Below are 21,240 nucleotides of genomic sequence, written 5' to 3' on the forward strand. Positions count from 1 at the left end.
GCGCCGGCCCGCCGCCGGCAGGGGCGAGACTGGTCCCATGAGCGAGAGCACCACCCCCGGGAACACCCCGCAGGACCCTCGGCACCGCCCTGCCCAGGAGCCGCAGAACCACCGCACCGTGCTGCTGCGCGGCGGCGACGTCCACAGCCCCGCCGACCCGTTCGCCACTGCGATGGTCGTCGAACGCGGCCACGTCGCCTGGGTCGGCTCCGAGGGCGCCGCCGATTCCTTCGCCGACGGTGTCGACGAGGTCGTCGACCTCGAAGGCGCGCTGGTCACCCCGGCGTTCACCGACGCCCACGTGCACACCACGGCCACCGGCCTCGCCCTGACGGGCCTGGACCTGTCCGGGGCGCGTTCGCTGGCCGACGCACTCGTTCTCGTACGCGAACACGCTGCCGCGCATCCGCACGACACCGTCCTCCTCGGCCACGGCTGGGACGCCGCCCGCTGGCCCGGCGGCCGCCCGCCCACGCGCGCGGAGCTCGACGAGGCGACCGGCGGCAGGCCGCTCTACCTCTCCCGCATCGACGTCCACTCGGCCGTGGTCACGACCGCGCTCCTCGACCTGGTGCCCGGCGTCACCGAGCGCGCCGGCTACCACCCGGACGCCCCGCTGACCGCCGACGCCCACCACGGCGTGCGCGCCGCGGCGCTCGGCGCGATCACCCCGCGCCAGCGCACGGAGGCCCAGCGCGCCGCTCTCCGGCACGCCGCGTCCCTCGGCATCGGCTCCGTGCACGAGTGCGCGGGGCCCGAGATCTCCGACGAGGACGACTTCACCGGACTGCTGCGGCTCGCCGCCGAGGAGCCGGGCCCGCGCGTCGTCGGCTACTGGGCCGAGCGCGACGTCCGGCGCGCCCGGGAGCTCGGCGCGGTCGGCGCCGCCGGTGACCTCTTCGTCGACGGCGCCCTCGGCTCGCACACCGCCTGCCTGCACGAGCCCTACGCCGACACCGACGGGAACGCCGCCCACACCGGCACCGCCTACCTCGACGCCGCCGACGTCGCCGACCACGTCGTGGCCTGCACGGAGGCCGGCCTCCAGGCGGGCTTCCACGCCATCGGGGACGCCGCGGTGGCCTCCGTGGTCGACGGCATGCGCGCGGCCGCCGAGAAGGTCGGCCTCGCCCGCGTGCGCGCCGCCAGGCACCGCGTCGAGCACGCCGAGATGCTCACGCCCGAGACGATCGCGGGCTTCGCCGAGCTCGGCCTCACCGCGTCCGTCCAGCCCGCCTTCGACGCGCTCTGGGGCGGCGAGGACGGCATGTACGTCCAGCGCCTCGGCGCCGAACGGGCGCGCACCCTCAACCCCTTCGCGGCCCTGCTGCGCACCGGTGTGCCGCTGGCGTTCGGCTCCGACAGCCCCGTCACGCCGCTCGACCCGTGGGGGACCGTCCGCGCCGCCGCCTTCCACCGCACACCCGAGCACCGCGTCTCCGTGCGCGCCGCGTTCACCGCGCACACCCGGGGCGGCTGGCGGGCCGTCGGCCGCGACGACGCGGGCACCCTGGTGCCGGGCGCGCCCGCCGACTATGCCGTGTGGCGCACCTCCGAGCTGGTGGTGCAGGCCCCGGACGACCGGGTGGCCCGCTGGTCCACCGACCCCCGCTCCGGCACGCCCGGCCTGCCCGACCTGTCGCCGGGCGCCCGGCTCCCCGTGTGCCTGCGCACGGTCGTGGCCGGACGGCCCGTGTTCGTGCGGCCGGAAGAGTGATGTCCCGGCGGTGCGCGGCGCCGATCGCGGCCCTGCACCGCCTCGCACGACCTGGGAATCCTCGGCACTGACCTGGCGGTCTGTGAAGGAGCCGCAGCTCAGCGGGGTATTGACAGACAGCCGCCGTGGGCCGGTAGGTTCGGCCGGGTCCACCACAGGACGTCCGACCGGCGAACCTCCACGCAGTCGTCGAACGCCGCTGGGTCACAGGTGGTGTGCCGCACCGGCGCACCACCACTGGGAGCCAGGTCCAGCGCCCGCGACGCGGAGGCGAGGGAACGTATCAGCCGATCGGCAGGTGTGACCCGGGTGGGGCCCGGACGCTCAGTAGACAACGGCTCTCGGTCGATCCGCAGCCAGCGGGTCCCAGGCCGGCCCGAAGGGCGCCGGGCCCCGATCCGCAGTACTTTCCGCCCGGGCGGCGGGCGCTCGCGCCCCGACCTCCGTGCCGTCGCTGCGCCGCAGGCCGCGGCCACTATGGTGGTCCTCTGCGTACGAACGAAGGGGCAGTAGTGAACGACGGCGGCGGGGTCTCCGAAGCGGGGGACCAGGGGAGGCGGTTCGGCCCGCTCGGCACGGCCTTGGTGATCATTCCGACCTACAACGAGGCGGAGAACATCCAGGCGATCGTCGGCCGGGTGCGGGCCTCCGTACCGGACGCGCACATCCTGGTCGCCGACGACAACAGCCCCGACGGCACCGGCAAGATCGCCGATGAGCTCGCGGCCGACGACGACCAGGTCCACGTGCTGCACCGCAAGGGCAAGGAAGGGCTCGGCGCGGCCTACCTCGCCGGCTTCCGCTGGGGCCTGGAGAACGACTACGGAGTCCTCGTCGAGATGGACGCCGACGGCTCCCACCAGCCGGAGGAGCTGCCCCGGCTGCTCACCGCGCTGAAGGGCGCCGACCTCGTGCTCGGCTCGCGCTGGGTGCCGGGCGGCCGGGTGGTCAACTGGCCCAAGCACCGCGAGTTCATCTCGCGCGGCGGCAGCACCTACTCGCGCCTCCTGCTCGACGTGCCCATCCGCGACGTGACCGGCGGCTACCGCGCCTTCCGCCGCGAGACCCTGGAAGGGCTCGGCCTCGGCGAGGTCGAGTCGCAGGGGTACTGCTTCCAGGTCGACCTGGCGCGCCGCGCGGTGAAGGCGGGCTATCACGTCGTCGAGGTGCCCATCACCTTCGTCGAGCGTGAGCTCGGGGACAGCAAGATGAGCCAGAACATCGTCGTCGAGGCGTTGTGGCGGGTCACGGCCTGGGGCGTGGGCGAGCGCGTCGGCAAGGTCATCGGCCGCAAGCAGCCCTGAGCGCCGTGCCGTGCGGCTCTGTGGGCTGTGCCGTGCGGTCCGGGCCGCTGCCCTTCTTGATCATCCCCCTTATGCCGGACTGAGGCGGGCCCAGGCACACTGGGAGCATGACGACTGGCGCACCGCCTCCCATTCGACCTGCCCTGCCCCGGCGCTCCGGGCGCCTGAAGTACCTGCCGCTCGGTATCGCCGCGTGGCTGGTCCTGGAAATCTGGCTGCTCACCGTGGTGGCGGGAGCCACGAGCGGGTTCGTGGTCTTCCTGCTCCTGGTGGGCGGCCTCGTGCTCGGCTCCGCGGTGATCAAGCGCGCGGGGCGCAGGGCCTTCCGCAAGCTCAGCGAGGCGGTGCAACAGCAGCAGAGCGGCGTGACGCCCCCTCCGGAGACCGGTGGCGGCAGCGCCCTCACGATGCTGGGCGGCCTCCTGATCATCCTGCCGGGGCTCATCTCGGACGCCCTGGGGCTGATCCTGCTGGTCCCGCCGGTCCAGAAGGCCCTCGGGCGGTATGCGGAGCGGACCTTCGAGCGCAAGGTGCGCGAGGCGACGCCCGGCGGTCTGGGGGACGCCTTCCAGCAGGCCCGGATGCACCGGCCCGACGGCAAGGTCGTGCAGGGCGAGGTCATCAGGGACGACGAGCCGCCGACGCGGAGCCCGCGTCCGGACGACCCGCAGCTGCCGCGCTGAGCGCGCAGGTGCCAGGACGCGCAAAAGGGCCGGGGCCACTGCTCAGCAGTGGCCCCGGCCCTTTTGATGCGTTGTGCGTTTGTGCGTCGTGCTTGTGCGGTGTGCCGCGGTGACCGCCGTCAGGCGGACTTGCGGCTGTCTCGCGGGTGCACCGCGATGTTCATGGCACCGGACCGGAGAACCGCGAGACGCTCCTCGAGGACCTCTTCGAGCTCCTCTCGGGTGCGGCGCTCCATGAGCATGTCCCAGTGCGTACGCGCCGGCTTGCCCTTCTTCTCCTCAGGTCCGTCGCCGTCCACGAGGAGTGCCTGGGCCCCGCAGACCTTGCACTCCCACTCCGGCGGGATCTCCGCCTCGACCGAGAACGGCATCTCGAAACGATGTCCGTTCTGGCATGCGTACTCCACGGCCTGGCGCGGGGCCAGGTCGATGCCGCGGTCGGTCTCGTAGCTTGTCACCACGAGGCGCGTGCCGCGAAGAGCTCGCTCACTCATGAATCGTGCCTCCCGGGCTTTGTCGCCCACAGGACAGGTGTCGCTGTCGTCGTCATCCGGTCAACGTCCGGTCGGCGGTAAAGATTCCCGATCTGGGTCATGCGTCGCCGTCGTATGCCGCCCCTTGTTGTACCCACCAGCGCCCGGTTTGTCACATCTAGTAGCAGATGTCACCCAGCGTTTCTGAATCCTCAGCTCGCAGTAACGGTCCGCCTGGCAGGCCAAAGGCGTACACTACCGGCCTTTGCCTCCAGTTGCTAAATCCGCTGGGGTACGGGATTGCCCGCGTCGCGCACCGCACGCCGTACAGGTACCCGTGCGAGCAGGACGAAACCGAGCAAAAAGAACGCCACGAGCGAGCCGATCGCGTCCCGATAGCTTCCCGTGAGCTGATACGTGAGGCCGAAGATCAACGGTCCCAGCCAGGCCATGCCGCGGTCGCTGATCTCGTACGCGGAGAAGTACTCGGCCTCCTTCCCGCGCGGCACCAGATGCGAGAAGAGCGAACGGGACAGCGCCTGCGTGCCGCCGAGCACCAGGCCGATCCCGGCGGCCAGCACGAAGAACCACACGGGCGCGCCGGCCGGCAGGAAGTAACCGGCCCCGATCGTGACCGTCCAGGCCACCAGCGAGCCGAGCACGGTGCGCTTGGCGCCGTACGTCCGGGCGAGCCGCCCCATGGCGAGCGCACCGGCGACGGCGAGCAGCTGCACCAGCAGGACCGCGACGATCAGCGTGGACTGGTCGAGACCCAGCTCCTCCGAGCCGAAGACGGACGCCTGCGAGATCACCGTCTGGACCCCGTCGTTGTAGACGAGATAGGCGAGCAGGAAGGCGAGTGTGTGCGGGTGGCGGCGCATGTCGCGGACCGTCGAGCGCAGCTGCCGCCAGCCTCCCCGGGGCGGTGCCCCCGCCTCGGCCGGCGCCGTCCGCCGGTCCCGCAGCCGCTTCAGGGGTACGAGGGTGAAGGCGCCCCACCACACGCCGGCCGACGCCAGACAGATGCGGACCGCGGTCGACTCCGAGACGCCGAAGCTGTCGTGGGCGAGGAACAGGACGAGGTTCGCCACCAGGACGAGGGCGCCCGCCGCGTAGCCGAAGGCCCAGCCGCGCGAGGAGACCGCGTCGCGCTCCTCAGGGGGCGCGATCTGCGGCAGGTAGGAGTTGTAGAGCACCATCGAGACGGCGAGCGAGGCGTTGGCGACGATCAGCAGGAAGCCGCCGAGGAGGTAGCGCTCGCCGTCCAGGAAGAACATGCCCGCCGTGGCGGCCGCCCCCAGGTACGCGGCCACGGCCAGGAGGGGCTTCTTGCGGCCGGTGCGGTCGGCGGCCGCGGCGGCCATCGGCATGACGAAGACCGACACGAGCACGGACGCGGACACCGTGTACGCGAAGAAGGAGCCCGCGCGGACCGGGATGCCCAGCGGGTGCACATAGCCCTCCGGGTCGGCGGCCGCCTTGGCGATCTCCGTGAGATAGGGCCCCAGGAACACGGTCAGGACGCTCGTCGAATAGACCGAGCAGGCCCAGTCGTAGAAGTACCAGCCCCGCTGTTCGCGTCGTCGTTCCATGGCGGCGTCGTCGGCCGCCGCTGCCTTCACGGTGTCGGTGCTCACCCGTGACCCTCGCTGTTCCCCGTGGTGCGACGCGATCTCCGGGGAGGTCAGACCCAGGTGCCCCGGGCCTCGAGCACCCCGCGCAGCGTCTCGATGTGATCGGAAACTATGCCATCCACGCCGAGGTCGAGCAGGGCCGTCATCCGCTCGGCGTCGTTGACGGTCCACACGTGAACCTGCAGCCCACGCGCGTGTGCGGCGCGCACGAAGCGGTGGTCGACGACCCGGATCCGGCCGTGGGTCTCCGGCACCTGGGCGCAGACCGCGGAGCGGCGCAGGGCGGCGGGTACTCCGTAGGACACCATCCGCAGCGCCGCCACGCCCCGCGTCCCCAGGGAGGTGGCCAGGCGCGGGCCCGCCAGGCGCTGGGCCCTTGCCACGCGGGCCTCGGAGAACGAGCCGACGCAGACGCGGTCCCAGGATCCGGTGCGGCGGATGAGATCGAGCAGGGGCAGGAGCGCGGGCTCCGCCTTCACGTCCACGTTCCAGCGCACCTCGGGGAACGACTCCAGGAGCTCTTCGAAGAGGGGCACCGGTTCGCTGCCCGCCACGCGCGCGTGGCGCACCTCGCTCCAGGGGAGGTCGACGATGCGCCCCGCCGCGTCCGTCACCCGGTCCAGCGTCGTGTCGTGGAAGGCGACGAGCCGGCCGTCGGCGGTGGCGTGCACGTCGGTCTCGATGTAGCGGTAGCCGAGGTCGACGGCGCGCCGGAAGGCCGCCGCGGTGTTCTCCAGGCCGTCCGCCGCGCCGCCGCGGTGGGCGAGGGCGAGCGGTCCCGGGTGATCGAGGTAGGGGTGGCGTACGCGCGTGGTCACGGGTGCAGTATCGCCTGCTCCGTGGGGCCGCCGGAGGCCACGACGGTCGACGCGGTGGTCGCTGCGGTGGGTGCGGGTGCGGGTGCGGGTGCGGGTGCGGCGAAGCGGCGCAGGAAGAACTGCGCGAGCGGGCCGATCGACAGTGCGTAGAGGACCGTGCCCACGCCGACCGTGCCGCCGAGCGCGAAGCCCGTGGCGACGACCGTCACCTCGATCGAGGTGCGGATCAGCCGGATGGAGCGGCCGGTGCGCGCGTGCAGGCCCGTCATCAGGCCGTCCCGGGGGCCGGGGCCGAAGGCGGCCGTGATGTAGAGCCCGGTCGCCACTCCGTTGAGCAGGATTCCGACCGCGAGCAGCGGAACGCGGACGGCGAGCGTGTGCACGTCCGGCAGGAGCGCCAGAGTGGCGTCCATCGCCAGACCGCAGACGAACACGTTCGAGACCGTGCCCAGGCCGGGACGCTGCCGCAGGGGGATCCAGAGCAGCAGCACGGCGGCGCCCACGACGATCGACACCGCGCCGATGGTCAGGCCGGTCAGTTCGGCGAGGCCCTGGTTGAGGACGTTCCAGGGCTCGGGCCCCAGGCCCGCCGAGACCATCAGCGCGGAGCTCGCGCCGTACAGGGAGAGACCCGCGTACAGCTTGATGAGCCGCCTCGTGAGATGTGGCTTCGTACCGGACAAGGAACGCTCCCCGTGTAGTGCTGGTGGCCCGACGCATGACACCCTGTGGCTTGGAACCGGACCTCAACCATGGCCAATTCAGGGAAGGTGGACTGGGAATCATGGCTCAGTGGACTTCGGCGATGGGGTCGACGCAGCTCGCCCGCCTTCTCGCCTCCCAGCAGGAGCGCCCCGCGGGCACCGGCTCGCGCCGTCCGCCCGCCTACCGCGCCCTCGCCGACGGCATCAGGCTGCTCGTGCTCGAAGGCCGCGTGCCCGTCGCCGCCCGCCTGCCCGCCGAGCGCGAACTCGCCGTGGCACTCGCCGTCAGCCGCACCACGGTGGCCGCCGCCTACGAAGCGCTGCGCACCGAGGGGTTCCTGGAGTCCCGCAGGGGAGCCGGCAGCTGGACCGCCGTCCCGGCCGGCAACCCCCTCCCCGCGCGCGGCCTCGAACCGCTGCCGCCCGAGGCGCTCGGCTCCATGATCGACCTGGGCTGCGCCGCGCTGCCCGCGCCCGAGCCGTGGCTCACGCGGTCCGTCCAAGGCGCCCTCGAAGCACTCCCGCCGTACGCCCACACGCACGGCGACTACCCCGCGGGGCTGCCCGCGCTGCGCCAGATGCTCGCCGAGCGCTACACCGCGCGCGGCATCCCGACCATGCCCGAACAGATCATGGTGACCACCGGCGCCATGGGCGCCATCGACGCGATCTGCCATCTCTTCGCGGGCCGCGGCGAGCGCATCGCCGTGGAGTCCCCGTCGTACGCCAACATCCTCCAGCTGATGCGCGAGGCGGGTGCCCGGCTCGTCCCCGTCGCCATGGCCGAAGGCCTCCGGGGCTGGGACATGGACCGCTGGCGGCAGGTGCTGCGCGACGCGGCGCCCCGGCTCGCGTACGTCGTCGCCGACTTCCACAACCCCACCGGCGCGCTCGCCGGCGAGGACCAGCGCAGGCAGCTCGTCGAGGCGGCCCGCTCGGCCGGCACGGTCCTCGTCGTCGACGAGACGATGAGCGAGCTCGGGCTCGACCCGGACCTCACCATGCCGCGCCCCGTCTGCGGCTTCGACCCGGCGGGCTCCACCGTCATCACGGTCGGCTCGGCGAGCAAGGCCTTCTGGGCGGGCATGCGCATCGGCTGGGTGCGGGCCGCGCCCGACGTGATCCGCAGCCTCGTCGCGGCTCGCGCCTACGCCGACCTCGGCACCCCCGTCCTCGAACAGCTCGCCGTGAACTGGCTGCTGAACACCGGGGGCTGGGAGTCGGCCGTGAACGTGCGCAGGGAGCAGGCGAGGGAGAACCGCGACGCGCTGGTCGCGGCCGTGCGGCGCGAGCTCCCCGGCTGGGAGTTCGAGGTGCCGAGCGGCGGGCTGACCCTGTGGGTGCGCACCGGGGGCGTCTCGGGGTCGCGCCTCGCCGAGGTGGGCGAGCGCGTGGGAGTCCGGGTTCCGTCGGGGCCGCGCTTCGGAGTGGACGGGGCCTTCGAGGGGTATGTGCGGCTGCCGTTCACCGTGGGGGGCGCGGTGGCCGATGAGGCGGCGGCGCGGCTCGCGGCGGCGGCCCGGCTGGTGGAGACGGGGGCGGGCGCGGGGACGCAGGCCGCGCATCCCTTCGTGGCGTGAGCCATTGCCCTTTCCTGGATGCCTCTTTCCTGGAGGCCCCTCTTCTGGATCCCCCTCTCCTGGACGTCCTCTACGTAGTGAGCTCTTGGCGGGGGACCGGTTGCGCCTCTGCGGCCTCGGGAGCAGGGGCGAGGGCAGGTGAGGGGGCCGGAGCCGGGGTGACGGCGTCCGCCTCGTCCGGCGGGGTGCTGCGCTCCGGCAGCAGCTCCAGGACCGCCCGCCGGTGCGCCTCGCTGGTCGCGTCGTCGTACGGATCGGGGGTCGCGGGCACCTGGAGGCGGTGTACCTGACCGGTGCCGAGCCGGGCGTAGCCACGGCCGGGCGGGACGTCCGACGTGGGCGTCGTGTGGGGCGGCGCTCCGAGGACGTCCTCCAGCTGGTCGGGCGTGGCGTATCCGAGCACCACACGCGCGCGGGTGTGCTGGTGCACGGCGTCGCTCAGCGCGTCCAGGCTGTCCAGCTGGTCCGCCACCACGACCGTCACGTTGGCCGCCCTGCCGTGCCGCAGGGGGACCTGCAGCAGCGACTGGGGGTCCGTGCGCCCGTCGGCCGCCGCGAGATGGCCGAGGGCGCTCGGGTGGTCGAGGAGGATCCACAGGGGGCGCTTGGTGTCCTCCGGCGGCGGGTGGCCGGCCTGCCGGGCGCGGTTGGCGGCGATGAGCCTGCGCTCGGTCTCGTGCGCCGCCCATTCGAGGCTCGCGAGCGCCCCGGAGAGGCCGCACTCGATGCCGAGCACCCCGTCGCGGCCGGTCAGACAGGCGTAGTCACCGGTGCCGCTGCCTTCGACGACGAGGATGTCGCCGTACTGGAGCGCCTGGAGGGCGATCGAGCGCAGCAGTGTCGTGGTGCCGCTGCCCGGCTGGCCCGCGATCAGGAGGTGGGGCTCGGTGGAGCGGATACCGGTGCGCCACACGACGGGGGGCACGTCACGCTGCCCCTCGCCCTCGGCCAGCGGCAGGGTGCGCTGGACGCCGGTCTCGTCGGTGAAGCCGAGGACGGTCTCGCCGGGGGCGGTGACGAAGCGCTGGGCGGCGATGTCGGTGGGCAGCGGGGGCAGCACCGTGACGACGAGCTGGTTGGCCTCCTCGTCCCACGCGAAGTGGTACTCCCGGCCGCGGCCCGCCTTGGCGTGCAGCAGCTGCTCGATCCGTGCGCGGGACTCGGCCTCGCCGTCCGTGAAGTAGGCGGGGTAGTGCACGACGAGCCGGGAGATCCGCCCGGTGCCGTCGAAGTCGTACTCCGGGAAGGCCTTGTCCCATTCGCCGCCGTGCGCGAAGAGCGGGGCGGGGTCCTCGGGGACCGAGAAGTACGGGACGAGCGCTTCGTAGAGGGACTGCAGCCGCTGCACCTGTGCCTCGTCCGGGCCGGTGGGCGCCGCCGGGGTGCGCTCGCGGCCCGTCCACGCGGAGGCAGCCATCAAGGTGATGAGGGCGAGCAGCGGCCCGTAGGGGACGAGCGCCACGACCAGGACCACGGAGGCCACCAGGAACAGCAGCGGTCCGCGCTTGTCCTTCGGTGTGTCGGCCCACTTGCGCCGCCCGGCACCAGCCAGCCGGCGCAGTCCACGGGTGATCGTGATCAGCGGATGGAGTACGTCGGTGGCGCTGTCGGCCGCCGACCGTGCCAGCTCCCGGCTCCGGGCGATGGATGCGGTGCCGTTGCTCAGAATGCGGGGGAGTGGGCGCCTGGCCACGTCTGTCTCCTGGAGGTGCGTGCGGACAGCGGGAACGTCAGAACTTGATCCCGCCGAGGAGGCTCGCCAGGCTCGCGCTGCCGGCCTTGATGCTCGGGGCGATGGCGGTGCCCGCCAGGAAGAAGCCGAAGAGGGCGCAGACCAGTGCGTGGGACGCCTTCAGTCCGTCCTTGCGGAAGAAGAGGAAGACGATGATGCCGAGCAGCACGACGCCCGAGATGGAAAGGATCATGACGGTTCTCCTGGTTTCGTGGGGACAGTCACCATGAGTTCTTCCAGGTTCACAGCATGTATCCATGCGATTAAAGGTGCAAATGGGTTGCTTTTCGGGGATTTCCCCTGAATGGCGGAGCCCGGTCGGGCTGTGCGGGAGCGGGTTCGGACGGGCTCCCGCTCTCGCCGTGATCTTTGCCTCGGGCGGGCCGGGTCATGTGCCCGCGGGGGCAGTACCCTGTCGATTCACTCGTACGGCTGCACATGCAGCACACCCGGAAAGCCGGAAAGCCAGAAAGGCGGACGCCCCCATGAGCGAAGTTCCCGACCCCGAGGTCGTGGAGCTGGCGACCAAGATCTTCGATCTGGCGCGCCAGGGCGATGCCGCGGCGCTCGCTGCCTATGTCGAGGCGGGCGTCCCGGCGAACCTCACGAACGACAGCGGCGACACGCTCGTCATGCTGGCGGCCTACCACGGCCACGCCGAGGCGGTCCGGGCCCTCGTGGAGCGCGGCGCCGACACCAACCGCGCCAACGACCGGGGGCAGACGCCGCTCGCCGGGGCCGTCTTCAAGGGCGAGGAGGCGGTGATCCGGGCCCTTCTGGACGGAGGCGCGGATCCGGCCGCGGGCACTCCGTCGGCCGTCGACACGGCCCGCATGTTCGGGAAGGCCGAACTGCTCGATCTGTTCGGGGCCGCCTGAACGGGGTACCTGACCAGCAACAACGGGGGCGCTGGAAATGTGGTCGCGGCGGAGCTTACCGCCGGGTCATCATGACGACGTGATTCACGGACGCGACGGCGGGGCAGTTGGTGCCGCACCGCGTGGCCCGTGAGCGGCCCGCCCCCGGACCTCCCGTCCGGGACCCCTGGGCCATGGATGAGAGGCAGAGGAAGATGGTCTTCGACAAGCAAGAGACGGCGGGCGGCCCGACGTGTTGGCGCACGGCCAGGTAATGCGTGATTCCCGGTTGCGTCGACGCTTGATGTGAGGCTGTTTCCCATGTTCGATCCGGTCATAGCGCCCAGCGGTACGCTGCTCGGCCTGCTGCAGAGGGGCCGCGGCGACGGCACCCTGCACGCGCTCACCGCTCCACGATCCGAGGCGCTCGCCGCCCTCGACCACTGCGTGCTGAACGATCCCCGCCACGACTGGCAGGTGGAGAACCGTTCGCTGTACTACGCCCGGCTCTACCTCGACCTGCACGGCGGGCTCGGTGAGATCGAGCGCCACCTCTTCGACGCCGAGGACGTCCTGAACACGGACGACTCACGCACAGGGCTCGCCCTGGCCGTGCTCGGGCACCTCGCCTCGTACGGCAGGCAGGACGCCCTCGACCTCCTCCGGAGGTACGCGGCGGCCGGCTCCAACTGGGCCTGGGCCCTCGACGAACTGGCGCTGCGGGACGACGACGCGGGACTGCGCGCCCTCGCGGCCCCCGTGCTCGCCAGATTCGCCCCCGACGCCGAGGGCGAGGCCGACCTGGCCGCCGCCGTCCGCGACGCCTACGAACCGCGGCCCTGGCGCCTCTGGGAAGAGGACCCCCGCCCGGACATCGGCGCCCGGGTGCGCGCCGCCCGGGAACAGGGCTCCTTCGACCGCTGGCAGCGCCAGATGCGGCCCTCGGGACCACGCCCCGAGTGGAGCGTCCGGGCCATCTTCGACTGGGCACAGGAAGGCCTGGAGCGGGGCTCCGTGCTCTACGTCCCCGCGGCCCGCTGCCTGGCCGCCGTCGCCGGGCCCGAGGACCGCCCCGAGATCATCGAGGCCGCCCGCGAAGGGTCCGACGGGGCGCGCGGCACCGCCCTGCGTTACCTGGCCGACGCCCACGACCCCGCGGTGCTCGACCTCATCGAGTACGCCGCGGAAAGCCCTTCCCAGGTCGTCGTGGACGCCGCGACAGGCGCCTTCGAACGGATGCGGAGCGTCGCCGCCGTCGAGCGCGCCCGACGCTGGGCCTATCGCCCCGACGACCTGGGCGCCGCCGCCGGGCGGATGCTCGCCTGTCGGGGCGGCGCGCAGGACAGCAAGCCGGTCCTTGCCGCACTGCGCGAGGCGGTCCGCGGCGAGGGCCCGGACGCCCCGACGCTGTGGACCCTCGTCGACGGCGCGGGACGCCTCGGCATCGCCTGTGCCGCCCCCGTGCTGAGGCACGTCTACAGGGAGACCGCCTCCTCCCACCTCCGCGGCCGCGCCGCCCGCGCGCTTGCCGCCACCGACCCCACCTTCGCGGCCGGATTCGCCGTCGAGTGCCTGTGGGACTGCGAGGAGTCCACCCGGGAAGTCGCCGCGCGGCACGCCGAGACCGGCGACGCCCGCGTGGTCAATAGGCTCCGGAGGCTCGCCTCGGACCCCGCCGAGGAGGACGACGTACAGACCGCGGTACGGAGCAGGATCGGACCTGACGCGCCCGCGATGTAGAACCGGGGCGCCGGGTCAGCCCTGGCCCCGCCCGACCGCGACGAAACGCACCGGCGTGCCCGGCCGCGCCTGGGCCGCCGCGGCGAGGTCGGCCTCCCGCACGACCGCGACCACCGGGTAGCCCCCGGTGGTCGGATGGTCGGCGAGGAAGACGACCGGCCTGCCGTCCGGCGGCACCTGAACCGCGCCGAGCACCATGCCCTCACTGGGCAGTTCGCCCTGGAGCGCCCGCTCCAGGGCAGGACCCTCGGTGCGCAGCCCGATGCGGTTGCTCGCCGACGACACCCGGTACGCGCGCGTGGTGAGCGTCGTCAGCGCCGCGGGCGTGCACCAGTCGGCGCGCGGCCCGAACGTCACCCGCAGCACCAGCTCTTGGGGCGGCGCGGGCTGCGGGACGGTGTCCACGCGCGCGTACGTGGTGCCTGGGCGCCCCAGCGGCAGCACGGTCCCGTCCGCGAGCGGGGGCGGACCGAGTCCGGAGAGCAGGTCGGTGGAGCGGCTGCCCAGCACGGGGTCGACAGTCACTCCACCGTCGAACGCGAGGTAGCAACGTACTCCGGAGAGAGCGGTTCCGACGTCCAGGAGTGCCCCCGCGGGCACCCGCACCGGCGCTCCCCAGGGCGCGGGCCGGCCGTCCACTGTCACCGGGCACGGTGCACCGCCGACGGCGACCGTCACGGGGCGGCGCGGGCGCACGGCACAGCCGGTGAGAGTGGTCTCCAGGACGGCGGCGTCCGGCGCGTTGCCCACCAGGCGGTTGACCAGGCGGGCAGCGGGCGGATCGAGGGCCCCGGAGCGCGGCACCCCGAGATGGGCGTGCCCGGGGCGCCCGAGGTCCTGCACGGTGGTCAGCGCCCCGGCCCGCACGACGGACACGGCACGGTCGGTCATCGTGCCCCCGCCGCCGCGGTCGACGACTCCGCCGGTGAGCCGACCGGCACGAAGCGGACCCGTACGCCTGGGGAGAGGAGCGCGGCGGGCACGCGCGCGTGGTCCCACAGCACGACGTCCGTGGAGCCGATCAGTTGCCAGCCGCCTGGCGACGCGCGGGGATAGACGCCCGTGTACGGGCCCGCCAGCGCGACGCTGCCCCGGGGCACGGAGGTGCGGGGTGTGGCCCGGCGCGGCACTTCGTAGGGCGCGGGCAGTCCGGTCAGATAGCCGAAGCCGGGGGCGAACCCGCAGAAGGCGACGCGGAATTCGGCGTCCGAGTGGATCCGCGCCACCTCGGCCACGGGCACCCCCCAGTGCGCCGCCACGTCCGCGAGATCCGGTCCGTCGTAGCGCACCGGGATCTCCAGGAGGGCTCCCGCGCGCGCGGGCAGCGGCGGGATCTCCCAGCCCGGCAGCTCCGCCCCGAGACGGCCGGGCTCGTCGAGGCCGTCGAGGAGCACCGTGCGGGCCGCGGGGACGATCTCCCGTACCCGCAAGGAGCCCGTCGCACGGCGGCGCAGCAGCTCGGCGTGGAGGGCCTGGGCCTCGGTGCCGTCGGCGAGTTCGACGAGCAGGGCCCGGTCGCCGACCGGCAGGACTCTCACGCGAAGGCCTCCACCCGCACGCCCGCCGACTCCAGCTCGGCCCGCACCCTGCGGGCCAGGCCCACCGCCCCTGGAGTGTCGCCGTGCAGGCACAGGGAACGCGCGTGGACCGGGATCTCGCGGCCCCCCTGGGACGTGACGACGCCCAGGCGGGCCATGCCGACGGACCGCGTGACGACGGTGTCCTCCTCCGTGATGACCGCTCCTTCGTCGGTGCGGGGAACCAGAGTGCCCTCGTCGGTGTAGGCGCGGTCCGCGAACGCCTCGGTTACGGTCGGCAGTCCCGCCTTTTCCGCCGTCTCCAGGAGACGTGATCCGGGCAGCCCCAGGAGCGGCAGCGAGTCATCCGCGAGGAGTACACCGTCGACGACCGCGCGGGCCTGGTACTCGTCGTGGACGACACGGTTGTAGAGCGCGCCGTGCGGCTTCACGTACGACACGCGCGTGCCCGCCGCGCGGGCGAACACCTCCAAGGCGCCAATCTGGTACGCCACTTCGGCCGCCAGCTCCTCGGCGGGCACGTCCATGGCGCGCCGCCCGAACCCCGCCAGGTCCCGGTAGGACACCTGGGCGCCGATCCGCACGCCGCGCTCGGCGGCGCGGTCGCAGACCCGGCGCATGGTGACCGCGTCCCCGGCGTGGAAGCCGCAGGCCACGTTGGCGCTGGTGACGACGGACAGCAGCTCCTCGTCGTCGGTGAGGCGCCAGCGGCCGAAGCCCTCGCCGAGGTCCGCGTTCAGATCGATCAGGGCCGTGCTCATCCTCGTGGCTCTCCCGTGCTCTCGAAGCCCGTGTTCTGGAAGGCTGCTGTCCGTATACCCGAAACCCGCTGTCCGCGACGGTCAGACCACGCGGTACTGCTCGTCCCTGGCGTCGGTGATGAACATCCGGCCCGGCGCGTGCGTGATCGCGAAGGGCGGCCTGGAGGCCATCACGGCGGCCTGCGGGGTCACCCCGCACGCCCAGAACACCGGTATGTCGTCCGGTTCGGCGGTCACCGCGTCGCCGAAGTCGGGGCGGTCCAGGTGCTCGATGCCGAGCCCGCCGGGGTCGCCGCAGTGCACCGGACTGCCGTGCACCGCGGGCATCAGGGCGCTCTCCCTGATGGCGTCGGCCAGCCGCCGCGGCGGCACGGGGCGCATCGACACCACCATGGGGCCGTGCAGGCGCCCGGTGGGGCGACAGGGGCGCGCGGTCACGTACATCGGGACGTTGCGGCCCTGCTCGATGTGGCGCAGCGGCACACCGGCGTCGGCGAGCGCCCACTCGAAGGTGAAGCTGCAGCCGATGAGGAAGGTCACCAGGTCGTCGCGCCAGCGGCCGACGACGTCCGTGGGCTCCTCGGTCAACTCGCCGTGCTCCCAGACCCGGTAGAGCGGCAGGTCGGTACGGAGATCGGCGCCGGGGGCGAGCGGGGTGACCCAGGAGCCCGCGTCCGTGACGTCGAGCACCGGGCAGGGCTTCGGGTTGCGCTGGCAGAACAGCAGCATCTCGTACGCCCAGTCGGCGGGGACGGAGATGAGGTTGGCCTGGGTGAAGCCCGCGGCCCAGCCGGCGGTGGGGCTCGTCTCGCCTGAGCGGAACGCCGCCCGGGCCTCTTTGGCGCTGCGGATCACTCGTGTGTCGTTCACAGGAGCTCCCTTCCACGCGTCTCGGGGAGGCCGAGCAGCGCGACGACGGCGAGGCCGTAGCCCACCGCTCCGAAGACGAGCGCTCCGCCGACGCCCCAGCTGTCGGCGAGGAAGCCGACCATGGTGGGGAAGACGGCACCGACAGCGCGCCCTGTGTTGTACGTGAAGCCCTGTCCCGTACCGCGCACGGCGGCCGGGTAGAGCTCGCTGAGGAACGAACCGAAGCCGCTGAAGATCGCCGACATGCAGAAGCCCAGCGGGAAACCGAGCACAAGGAGAAGGCCGTTGGCGCCGTCGGGGATGTTCGTGTAGGCGAGGATGCTCGCCGCGGAGAGGAACGCGAAGAGCGTGATGTTCCGTTTCCGGCCGAGCTTGTCGGTCAGGTAGCCGCCGGTCAGATAGCCCACGAAGGCGCCGGAGATCAGGAAGGTCAGATAGCCGCCGGTGCCGACGACGGTGAGGCCCCGGTCGCTCTTCAGATAGGTGGGCACCCAGGTGGCCAGCGTGTAGTAGCCGCCCTGCACACCCGTGGACAGGAGCACCGCGAAGCACGTGGTGCGCAGCAGTCCCGGCTTGAAAATGGCCGTGAACGACCCCTTGTCGGTGCTCCTGCGCCGCTCCTCGGCGGCCTCAGGGGCGTCGTGCACGTTGCGCCGTACGTAGATCACGAGCAGCGCGGGCAGGGCACCCGTCCAGAACATCACACGCCAGGCGACGTCGTCGTCCAGGAACTGGAACACGAGGGTGTAGACGATCACCGCGAGGCCCCAGCCCACGGCCCAGGAGCTCTGGATCGCGCCCAGGGTGCGGCCACGGTGCTTGGCGGTGGTGTACTCGGCGACGAGGATCGCGCCGACCGCCCACTCGCCGCCGAAACCGAGCCCCTGAAGGGCACGGAAGACCAGCAGGGTCTCGTAGTTGGGCGCGAAACCGCAGGCGACGGTGAAGACCGCGTACGTGATGACCGTGATCATCAGTGCCTTGACGCGGCCGATCCGGTCGGCGATCACACCCGCGACGGCGCCGCCCACGGCGGAGACGACGAGCGTGACGGTGGTGAAGAGCCCGGTCTGGCCGCTGTCGAGGCCGAAGTACGCCGCGAGCGCCACCATGCTCAGCGGCAGTGTGAAGTAGTCGTACGAGTCGAGGGCGTAGCCCCCGAAGGCGCCTCCGAAGGCGCGGCGGCCGCGCGGGCCGAGCGCGCGCAGCCAGCCGAACGCGCCGCTGTCGTCGGGGAGTTCCTCCTTGTCGGAGCGTATGTCGGCCGGGGCGATGCCGGGTGGTGGGGTCGTGCTCATGGGCACCTCGCAGAAGAGGGACGGAGGGTGCTGGAGCGTGCGGTCCTTCGGTGCGCTCGAAGGGAGCGGTGCCCGACAAGGTAGAGGATCGTTGAACGATCCCTCAATACCCATGTTGTTTCGTTCTGCTGTCTGCGATTGAATCCGGGCATGGCGGAGGGGATGACCGACGTGAACGGACTGGCCGACGACCGCGCGCTCCTGGGGCGCACCAGCACGGCCGAGCGGGTCTCCGACATCCTCAGGAGCCGCATCGCCGCGGGCTTCTTCCCGCCCGGAACCCGGCTCTCCGAGGACAGCATCGGCAGCGCGCTCGGCGTCTCCCGCAACACCCTGCGAGAAGCGTTCCGGCTGCTCACCCACGAGCGGCTCCTGGAGCACCAGCTCAACCGCGGCGTCTTCGTACGCGTACTGACCGACGAGGACGTACTGGACATCTACCGCACCCGCTCGCTCGTCGAATGCGCCGTCGTACGCGGACTCGGCGAGCCGCCGTACGCCGTGGACGGGCTCGCCGGCGCCGTGGCGGACGGCCTGCGGGCCGCGCGCGCGGGCGACTGGAAAGGCGTCTCCACCGCCAACATCGACTTCCACCGGGAACTGGTCGCCCTCGCCGGCAGCGCCAGGACCGACGAGCTGATGCGCAGCGTCTTCGCCGAACTGCGCCTCGCCTTCCATGTGATGGGCGACCCCCGGCGGCTCCACGAGCCCTACATCGCGCGCAACCGGCAGATCCTCGAAGCGCTCCAGGAAGGCCGTCGTGACGACGCCGAGACGCTGCTCGCCGAGTACCTCGACGACTCGCGCAGGCGGCTCGTCGAGGCGTATGGGCGGCGCGGCACCGACGGTGGGCGGAGCGGGCGGGACCACGGCTGAGGGCCGCCGGGTCTGCGCCGTTTCGACCGTTGTCAGACCGAGGACCTAGTCTGTGCACCGTGACTTCGCCTGCCGTTACGGACACCGCTCCGCCCCAGCTCAGCGCGGGGCCGCGGCCCGCTCTGGGCCCGGCCGCCGACGAGGGCCTGGCGCGCCGCCTGCGCGCCCTCGCCTGCACGGCTCCGCTGCACGACCTCGACGTGCGCAAGGCCAACCTCGCGGGCGAGTACACGGTGTACGCGATGGCGGAAGTGGCCCTCTCCGCCATCGACCTCGTCACGCTGAACATGGACTTCGACACCGGCGCCGACCACGAGCAGATCGTCGCCAGGCTGCTCCCGCGCGTCGCCGCCCAGGCCCCGCGCCGCCCGGCCGCCGAGCACGAGCGCGTGGCCCGCTGGGTCCTGGAGAATTTGATCAACGTCGGCAGTGTCGACCGCGGCTTCCGCGCCGTGTACGGCACCTTCGCCCCTGACGGGACATATGTCCGCAGGGACTACGACTTCAAGCTCCTCGAAGAGGTCTCCGGCTACGGCGGCAGTGTCTACCTCCGCACGACCGACGAAGCGGTCAACGTCCTGGTAGGAGCCCTGGACACGGACGTCACCAGCGCCCAGATCGCCGCCGAGGTGAAGCTGGAGGTCCTCATCAGCCGCGGCAGGCTCGCCGACGCCCAGCTCGCCGCCGAGCAGGCCCGCTACCGCACCGTGCAGTACTCGGAATCCCTCCGCAAGGCCCTCGACGCCACCCGGCGCAACGTCCGCGCGGTCGACTGGCTCCGCGCCGTCCCCGACATGATCGCGGAGGCGCTCGACCACGTCGCCGACCGCTACCGCCACGAGAACGCCATCCTGACCAACATCCGCAAGGCCCGCGACGAGTCCGAGGACCCCGAGCAGAAGCGCCGCGCCGCCGAGCTCGTCGACATCGTCAAGGACTGCATCCGCCGCCACACCCAGCTGCAGTCCCGCCTCCTGGAGGCCGGCCCGCTGTTCCGCGCCGAGCAGGACCGGCAGGCCTTCGCCACCCCCGCCGCCCGCGCGGGCCTCGACCTGTACGGGCAGCTGGTCGCCCCCCTCCTGCCGCTCCCCGCGGAGCAGGCGAGCCGCGTGACCGACGCCTTCTTCGCGCGCGGCACCGGACTGCGCACCCCCGTGTCCGTCCGCGTCGGCGACCTCGTCGACATACTGCTGACGCCGCCCATGGAGCGCGAGCACCTCGGCGCCGAGATGCCCGAGCCCGACCTCATCGCCACCCCGGACGACAGCCGCTTCAGCGAGGAGCAGCTCTCCAGCGCCATGGAGCTGCTCGACCTGCCCGCCGACGCGCCGCGGCGGCTCTCCGGCCTGCTCGCCGACGCCCGTCGCCGCGACCCCGAACTGCCCTACCTCGTCGCCCTGCTGGCCGTCCACGCGGCCAGCCCGCCCGTCGGCACCGCCTACCGCCAGGGCGAGGAGAAGCTGCTCTTCGCCGTGGACGACGGCACCGAACTCGACGACGAGGAGTTCGGCGGCGCCGACCTCATCGTCGGCACCGCCCTCCTGGACGCCGCCGGCATGGCGGCCGACCGGACGGAGGCGGCCTGACCATGACCACCCCTCGCGTACGCCGCCCCGGAGCCCTCGCGCGGCACCCTGACCTCGCGCACCACCCTGACCTCGTGCATCACCCCTGCATCGCGCACCACCCCCACAAGGAGCACACGCCGTGACCGACCACCCCGCAGAGCACGCCGCGTGGGGCGAGCCGGACTCCACGGCGGCGCCCGCGGCCCCCGCGCCCGTCACCCCGGCCGACGCCGCCGACGCCGCGCGGCTCGTCGCCTTCGGTTTGCAGCCCAAGCTCCAGCCCGCCCGCGACCAGGAGTACGCCGAACTGCTCCGCCGCTACCGCGAGGACCCGCCCTTCGCCCGGCTCGCCGACGCCGTCGCCACCGGACTCGGACTCGTCGTCCTGGAGGTCTCCCCGCGCGCGGGCATGGCCGTGACCGCCGCCGAGGACTCCGTCTTCGCCGTCCGCATGGGCGACTACGCCCGGCGCGCGGCCACCGACGCCTCCGACCGCTTCCTGCACGGCCTCGCCCATCTCGCCGTCGCCGCCATGGCGTTCCCCCGCCCCGAAGACCTCGCCGACGACGGCTACATCGGCCGCGTCACGGTCAACGGCGTCGACGCGTTCGTCCGCCAGGCCTGCCGGCGCCTGGAGGAGCGCGCCGAGCAGCACGGCGAGAACACCGACCCCGCCACCGACGCCCCGGGCCTCGAAGCCGCCTGGCGGATCTGGGCGCGCCGCAGCTCGACCGGCGCCACCAAGGACGCCCGCCGCCTCGCCGGTTCCACCACCGGCATCATCGGCAAGGCCGTCGCCTTCCTCACCGACTCCGGATTCCTCCAGCGCACGGGAGACGACTCCGGAGGGACCTACCGCACCACGGCCCGCTACCAGCTCCAGGTCCGCGACATGGCGGGCAGCGCCGCCATGGCCGAGCTCCTGGAGCTCGGCGTCGTGCCGGTCACGGACGGCTCGGCGACGCTCCTGCCGCCCGAGGACACCGACGACCTGGAGCTGGCCGCCGACGCGGGGCTGCCCTTCCACTCCTGAGCCCCGCCGCCTCCGCCTGTTTGACTTCCTGCTGTTCCGCACGACTTACGACGA

Annotated in this window: 20 protein-coding genes; 9 read left to right on the plus strand and 11 right to left on the minus strand. The window is 72.8% G+C overall.

From position 1 onward, the window contains the following. Positions 1 to 37 precede the first annotated feature (37 nt). The 3 genes from ACH4D5_RS37645 to fxsA all read left to right on the plus strand — a co-directional run bounded on the left by ACH4D5_RS37645 (position 38) and on the right by fxsA (position 3,704). The gene (locus ACH4D5_RS37645; RefSeq protein ID WP_398312328.1) at positions 38 to 1,717 is read left to right on the plus strand and encodes an amidohydrolase; all 1,680 of its coding nucleotides are present in this window, start codon (positions 38 to 40) and stop codon (positions 1,715 to 1,717) included. A 512-nt stretch (positions 1,718 to 2,229) separates the two neighbouring features. Further along, complete coding sequence (locus tag ACH4D5_RS37650; protein WP_398312331.1) at positions 2,230 to 3,021, plus strand: polyprenol monophosphomannose synthase; 792 nt, start codon at positions 2,230 to 2,232, stop codon at positions 3,019 to 3,021. 107 nt (positions 3,022 to 3,128) lie between these two features. Then, a complete protein-coding gene (gene fxsA / locus ACH4D5_RS37655) occupies positions 3,129 to 3,704 on the plus strand; it encodes an FxsA family membrane protein (RefSeq protein WP_398312334.1) in 576 nt (191 codons plus the stop codon). A gap of 119 nt (positions 3,705 to 3,823) precedes the next feature. On the opposite strand, the gene ACH4D5_RS37660 is transcribed toward fxsA, so the two are convergent. The 4 genes from ACH4D5_RS37660 to ACH4D5_RS37675 all read right to left on the minus strand — a co-directional run bounded on the left by ACH4D5_RS37660 (position 3,824) and on the right by ACH4D5_RS37675 (position 7,312). Next, positions 3,824 to 4,198, minus strand: coding sequence for an RNA polymerase-binding protein RbpA (locus ACH4D5_RS37660; protein ID WP_030360404.1), 375 nt, complete (start codon positions 4,196 to 4,198; stop codon positions 3,824 to 3,826). Positions 4,199 to 4,455: 257 nt separating this feature from the next. Further along, positions 4,456 to 5,814, minus strand: a complete 1,359-nt coding sequence (locus ACH4D5_RS37665; protein WP_398312337.1) for an MFS transporter — start codon at positions 5,812 to 5,814, stop codon at positions 4,456 to 4,458. Positions 5,815 to 5,861: 47 nt separating this feature from the next. Continuing rightward, positions 5,862 to 6,629, minus strand: coding sequence for a glycerophosphodiester phosphodiesterase (locus tag ACH4D5_RS37670; RefSeq protein ID WP_398312340.1), 768 nt, complete (start codon positions 6,627 to 6,629; stop codon positions 5,862 to 5,864). Then, a complete protein-coding gene (locus ACH4D5_RS37675) occupies positions 6,626 to 7,312 on the minus strand; it encodes a YitT family protein (RefSeq protein ID WP_398312343.1) in 687 nt (228 codons plus the stop codon). The genes ACH4D5_RS37670 and ACH4D5_RS37675 overlap by 4 nt, the downstream gene beginning before the upstream one ends. Positions 7,313 to 7,413: 101 nt before the next feature. On the opposite strand from ACH4D5_RS37675, the gene ACH4D5_RS37680 reads away from it, so the two are divergent. Continuing rightward, positions 7,414 to 8,913 carry a PLP-dependent aminotransferase family protein gene (locus ACH4D5_RS37680; RefSeq protein WP_398312345.1) on the plus strand — a complete coding sequence of 500 codons (1,500 nt, stop codon included), beginning with the start codon at positions 7,414 to 7,416 and terminating at the stop codon, positions 8,911 to 8,913. A 70-nt stretch (positions 8,914 to 8,983) separates the two neighbouring features. Here ACH4D5_RS37680 and ACH4D5_RS37685 read toward each other — a convergent pair whose 3' ends face one another. Continuing rightward, positions 8,984 to 10,606 (minus strand): ATP-binding protein, encoded by a 1,623-nt coding sequence (locus tag ACH4D5_RS37685; protein ID WP_398312348.1) that lies wholly within the window; start codon positions 10,604 to 10,606, stop codon positions 8,984 to 8,986. Positions 10,607 to 10,643: 37 nt separating this feature from the next. Then, entirely contained in the window at positions 10,644 to 10,838 is a 195-nt protein-coding gene (locus tag ACH4D5_RS37690) for a hypothetical protein (RefSeq protein ID WP_362994889.1), read from the minus strand. A 292-nt stretch (positions 10,839 to 11,130) separates the two neighbouring features. On the opposite strand from ACH4D5_RS37690, the gene ACH4D5_RS37695 reads away from it, so the two are divergent. Continuing rightward, entirely contained in the window at positions 11,131 to 11,523 is a 393-nt protein-coding gene (locus tag ACH4D5_RS37695; RefSeq protein WP_398312351.1) for an ankyrin repeat domain-containing protein, read from the plus strand. A gap of 300 nt (positions 11,524 to 11,823) precedes the next feature. Next, entirely contained in the window at positions 11,824 to 13,242 is a 1,419-nt protein-coding gene (locus ACH4D5_RS37700; protein WP_398312353.1) for a HEAT repeat domain-containing protein, read from the plus strand. A 15-nt stretch (positions 13,243 to 13,257) separates the two neighbouring features. Here ACH4D5_RS37700 and ACH4D5_RS37705 read toward each other — a convergent pair whose 3' ends face one another. The 5 genes from ACH4D5_RS37705 to ACH4D5_RS37725 form a co-directional block, all read right to left on the minus strand. Further along, positions 13,258 to 14,133 carry a biotin-dependent carboxyltransferase family protein gene (locus ACH4D5_RS37705; RefSeq protein ID WP_398312356.1) on the minus strand — a complete coding sequence of 292 codons (876 nt, stop codon included), beginning with the start codon at positions 14,131 to 14,133 and terminating at the stop codon, positions 13,258 to 13,260. Then, on the minus strand, positions 14,130 to 14,780 hold the full coding sequence (locus ACH4D5_RS37710) for an allophanate hydrolase subunit 1 (RefSeq protein WP_398312359.1): 651 nt from the start codon (positions 14,778 to 14,780) through the stop codon (positions 14,130 to 14,132). The genes ACH4D5_RS37705 and ACH4D5_RS37710 overlap by 4 nt, the downstream gene beginning before the upstream one ends. Then, positions 14,777 to 15,541 carry a LamB/YcsF family protein gene (locus ACH4D5_RS37715; protein ID WP_398312362.1) on the minus strand — a complete coding sequence of 255 codons (765 nt, stop codon included), beginning with the start codon at positions 15,539 to 15,541 and terminating at the stop codon, positions 14,777 to 14,779. Before ACH4D5_RS37715 ends, ACH4D5_RS37710 begins: the two co-directional genes overlap by 4 nt. 81 nt (positions 15,542 to 15,622) lie before the next feature. After that, positions 15,623 to 16,411, minus strand: a complete 789-nt coding sequence (locus ACH4D5_RS37720) for a putative hydro-lyase (protein ID WP_398312365.1) — start codon at positions 16,409 to 16,411, stop codon at positions 15,623 to 15,625. Next, complete coding sequence (locus ACH4D5_RS37725) at positions 16,408 to 17,709, minus strand: MFS transporter (RefSeq protein WP_398312368.1); 1,302 nt, start codon at positions 17,707 to 17,709, stop codon at positions 16,408 to 16,410. Before ACH4D5_RS37725 ends, ACH4D5_RS37720 begins: the two co-directional genes overlap by 4 nt. A 150-nt stretch (positions 17,710 to 17,859) precedes the next feature. On the opposite strand from ACH4D5_RS37725, the gene ACH4D5_RS37730 reads away from it, so the two are divergent. The 3 genes from ACH4D5_RS37730 (at position 17,860) to ACH4D5_RS37740 (ending at position 21,186) form a co-directional block, all read left to right on the plus strand. After that, positions 17,860 to 18,585 carry a GntR family transcriptional regulator gene (locus tag ACH4D5_RS37730; protein WP_398312371.1) on the plus strand — a complete coding sequence of 242 codons (726 nt, stop codon included), beginning with the start codon at positions 17,860 to 17,862 and terminating at the stop codon, positions 18,583 to 18,585. 59 nt (positions 18,586 to 18,644) lie between these two features. Further along, positions 18,645 to 20,171, plus strand: coding sequence for a hypothetical protein (locus ACH4D5_RS37735; RefSeq protein ID WP_398312374.1), 1,527 nt, complete (start codon positions 18,645 to 18,647; stop codon positions 20,169 to 20,171). 121 nt (positions 20,172 to 20,292) lie between these two features. Continuing rightward, on the plus strand, positions 20,293 to 21,186 hold the full coding sequence (locus tag ACH4D5_RS37740) for a hypothetical protein (RefSeq protein WP_398312377.1): 894 nt from the start codon (positions 20,293 to 20,295) through the stop codon (positions 21,184 to 21,186). Positions 21,187 to 21,240: the final 54 nt, after the last annotated feature.

Origin of the sequence: Streptomyces sp. NPDC018029, from assembly GCF_044327655.1 — a bacterium.
In the GTDB taxonomy this organism is placed as follows: domain Bacteria; phylum Actinomycetota; class Actinomycetes; order Streptomycetales; family Streptomycetaceae; genus Streptomyces.

Bases quoted from the DNA above. Each gene is read 5' to 3' on its own strand.
- ACH4D5_RS37645 (WP_398312328.1), top strand. From the start codon at position 38: ATGAGCGAGAGCACCACCCCCGGGAACACCCCGCAGGACCCTCGGCAC.
- fxsA (WP_398312334.1), top strand. From the start codon at position 3,129: ATGACGACTGGCGCACCGCCTCCCATTCGACCTGCCCTGCCCCGGCGC.
- ACH4D5_RS37660 (WP_030360404.1), bottom strand. From the start codon at position 4,198: ATGAGTGAGCGAGCTCTTCGCGGCACGCGCCTCGTGGTGACAAGCTAC.
- ACH4D5_RS37680 (WP_398312345.1), top strand. From the start codon at position 7,414: ATGGCTCAGTGGACTTCGGCGATGGGGTCGACGCAGCTCGCCCGCCTT.
- ACH4D5_RS37690 (WP_362994889.1), bottom strand. From the start codon at position 10,838: ATGATCCTTTCCATCTCGGGCGTCGTGCTGCTCGGCATCATCGTCTTC.
- ACH4D5_RS37695 (WP_398312351.1), top strand. From the start codon at position 11,131: ATGAGCGAAGTTCCCGACCCCGAGGTCGTGGAGCTGGCGACCAAGATC.
- ACH4D5_RS37700 (WP_398312353.1), top strand. From the start codon at position 11,824: ATGTTCGATCCGGTCATAGCGCCCAGCGGTACGCTGCTCGGCCTGCTG.
- ACH4D5_RS37705 (WP_398312356.1), bottom strand. From the start codon at position 14,133: ATGACCGACCGTGCCGTGTCCGTCGTGCGGGCCGGGGCGCTGACCACC.
- ACH4D5_RS37715 (WP_398312362.1), bottom strand. From the start codon at position 15,541: ATGAGCACGGCCCTGATCGATCTGAACGCGGACCTCGGCGAGGGCTTC.
- ACH4D5_RS37725 (WP_398312368.1), bottom strand. From the start codon at position 17,709: ATGAGCACGACCCCACCACCCGGCATCGCCCCGGCCGACATACGCTCC.
- ACH4D5_RS37730 (WP_398312371.1), top strand. From the start codon at position 17,860: ATGGCGGAGGGGATGACCGACGTGAACGGACTGGCCGACGACCGCGCG.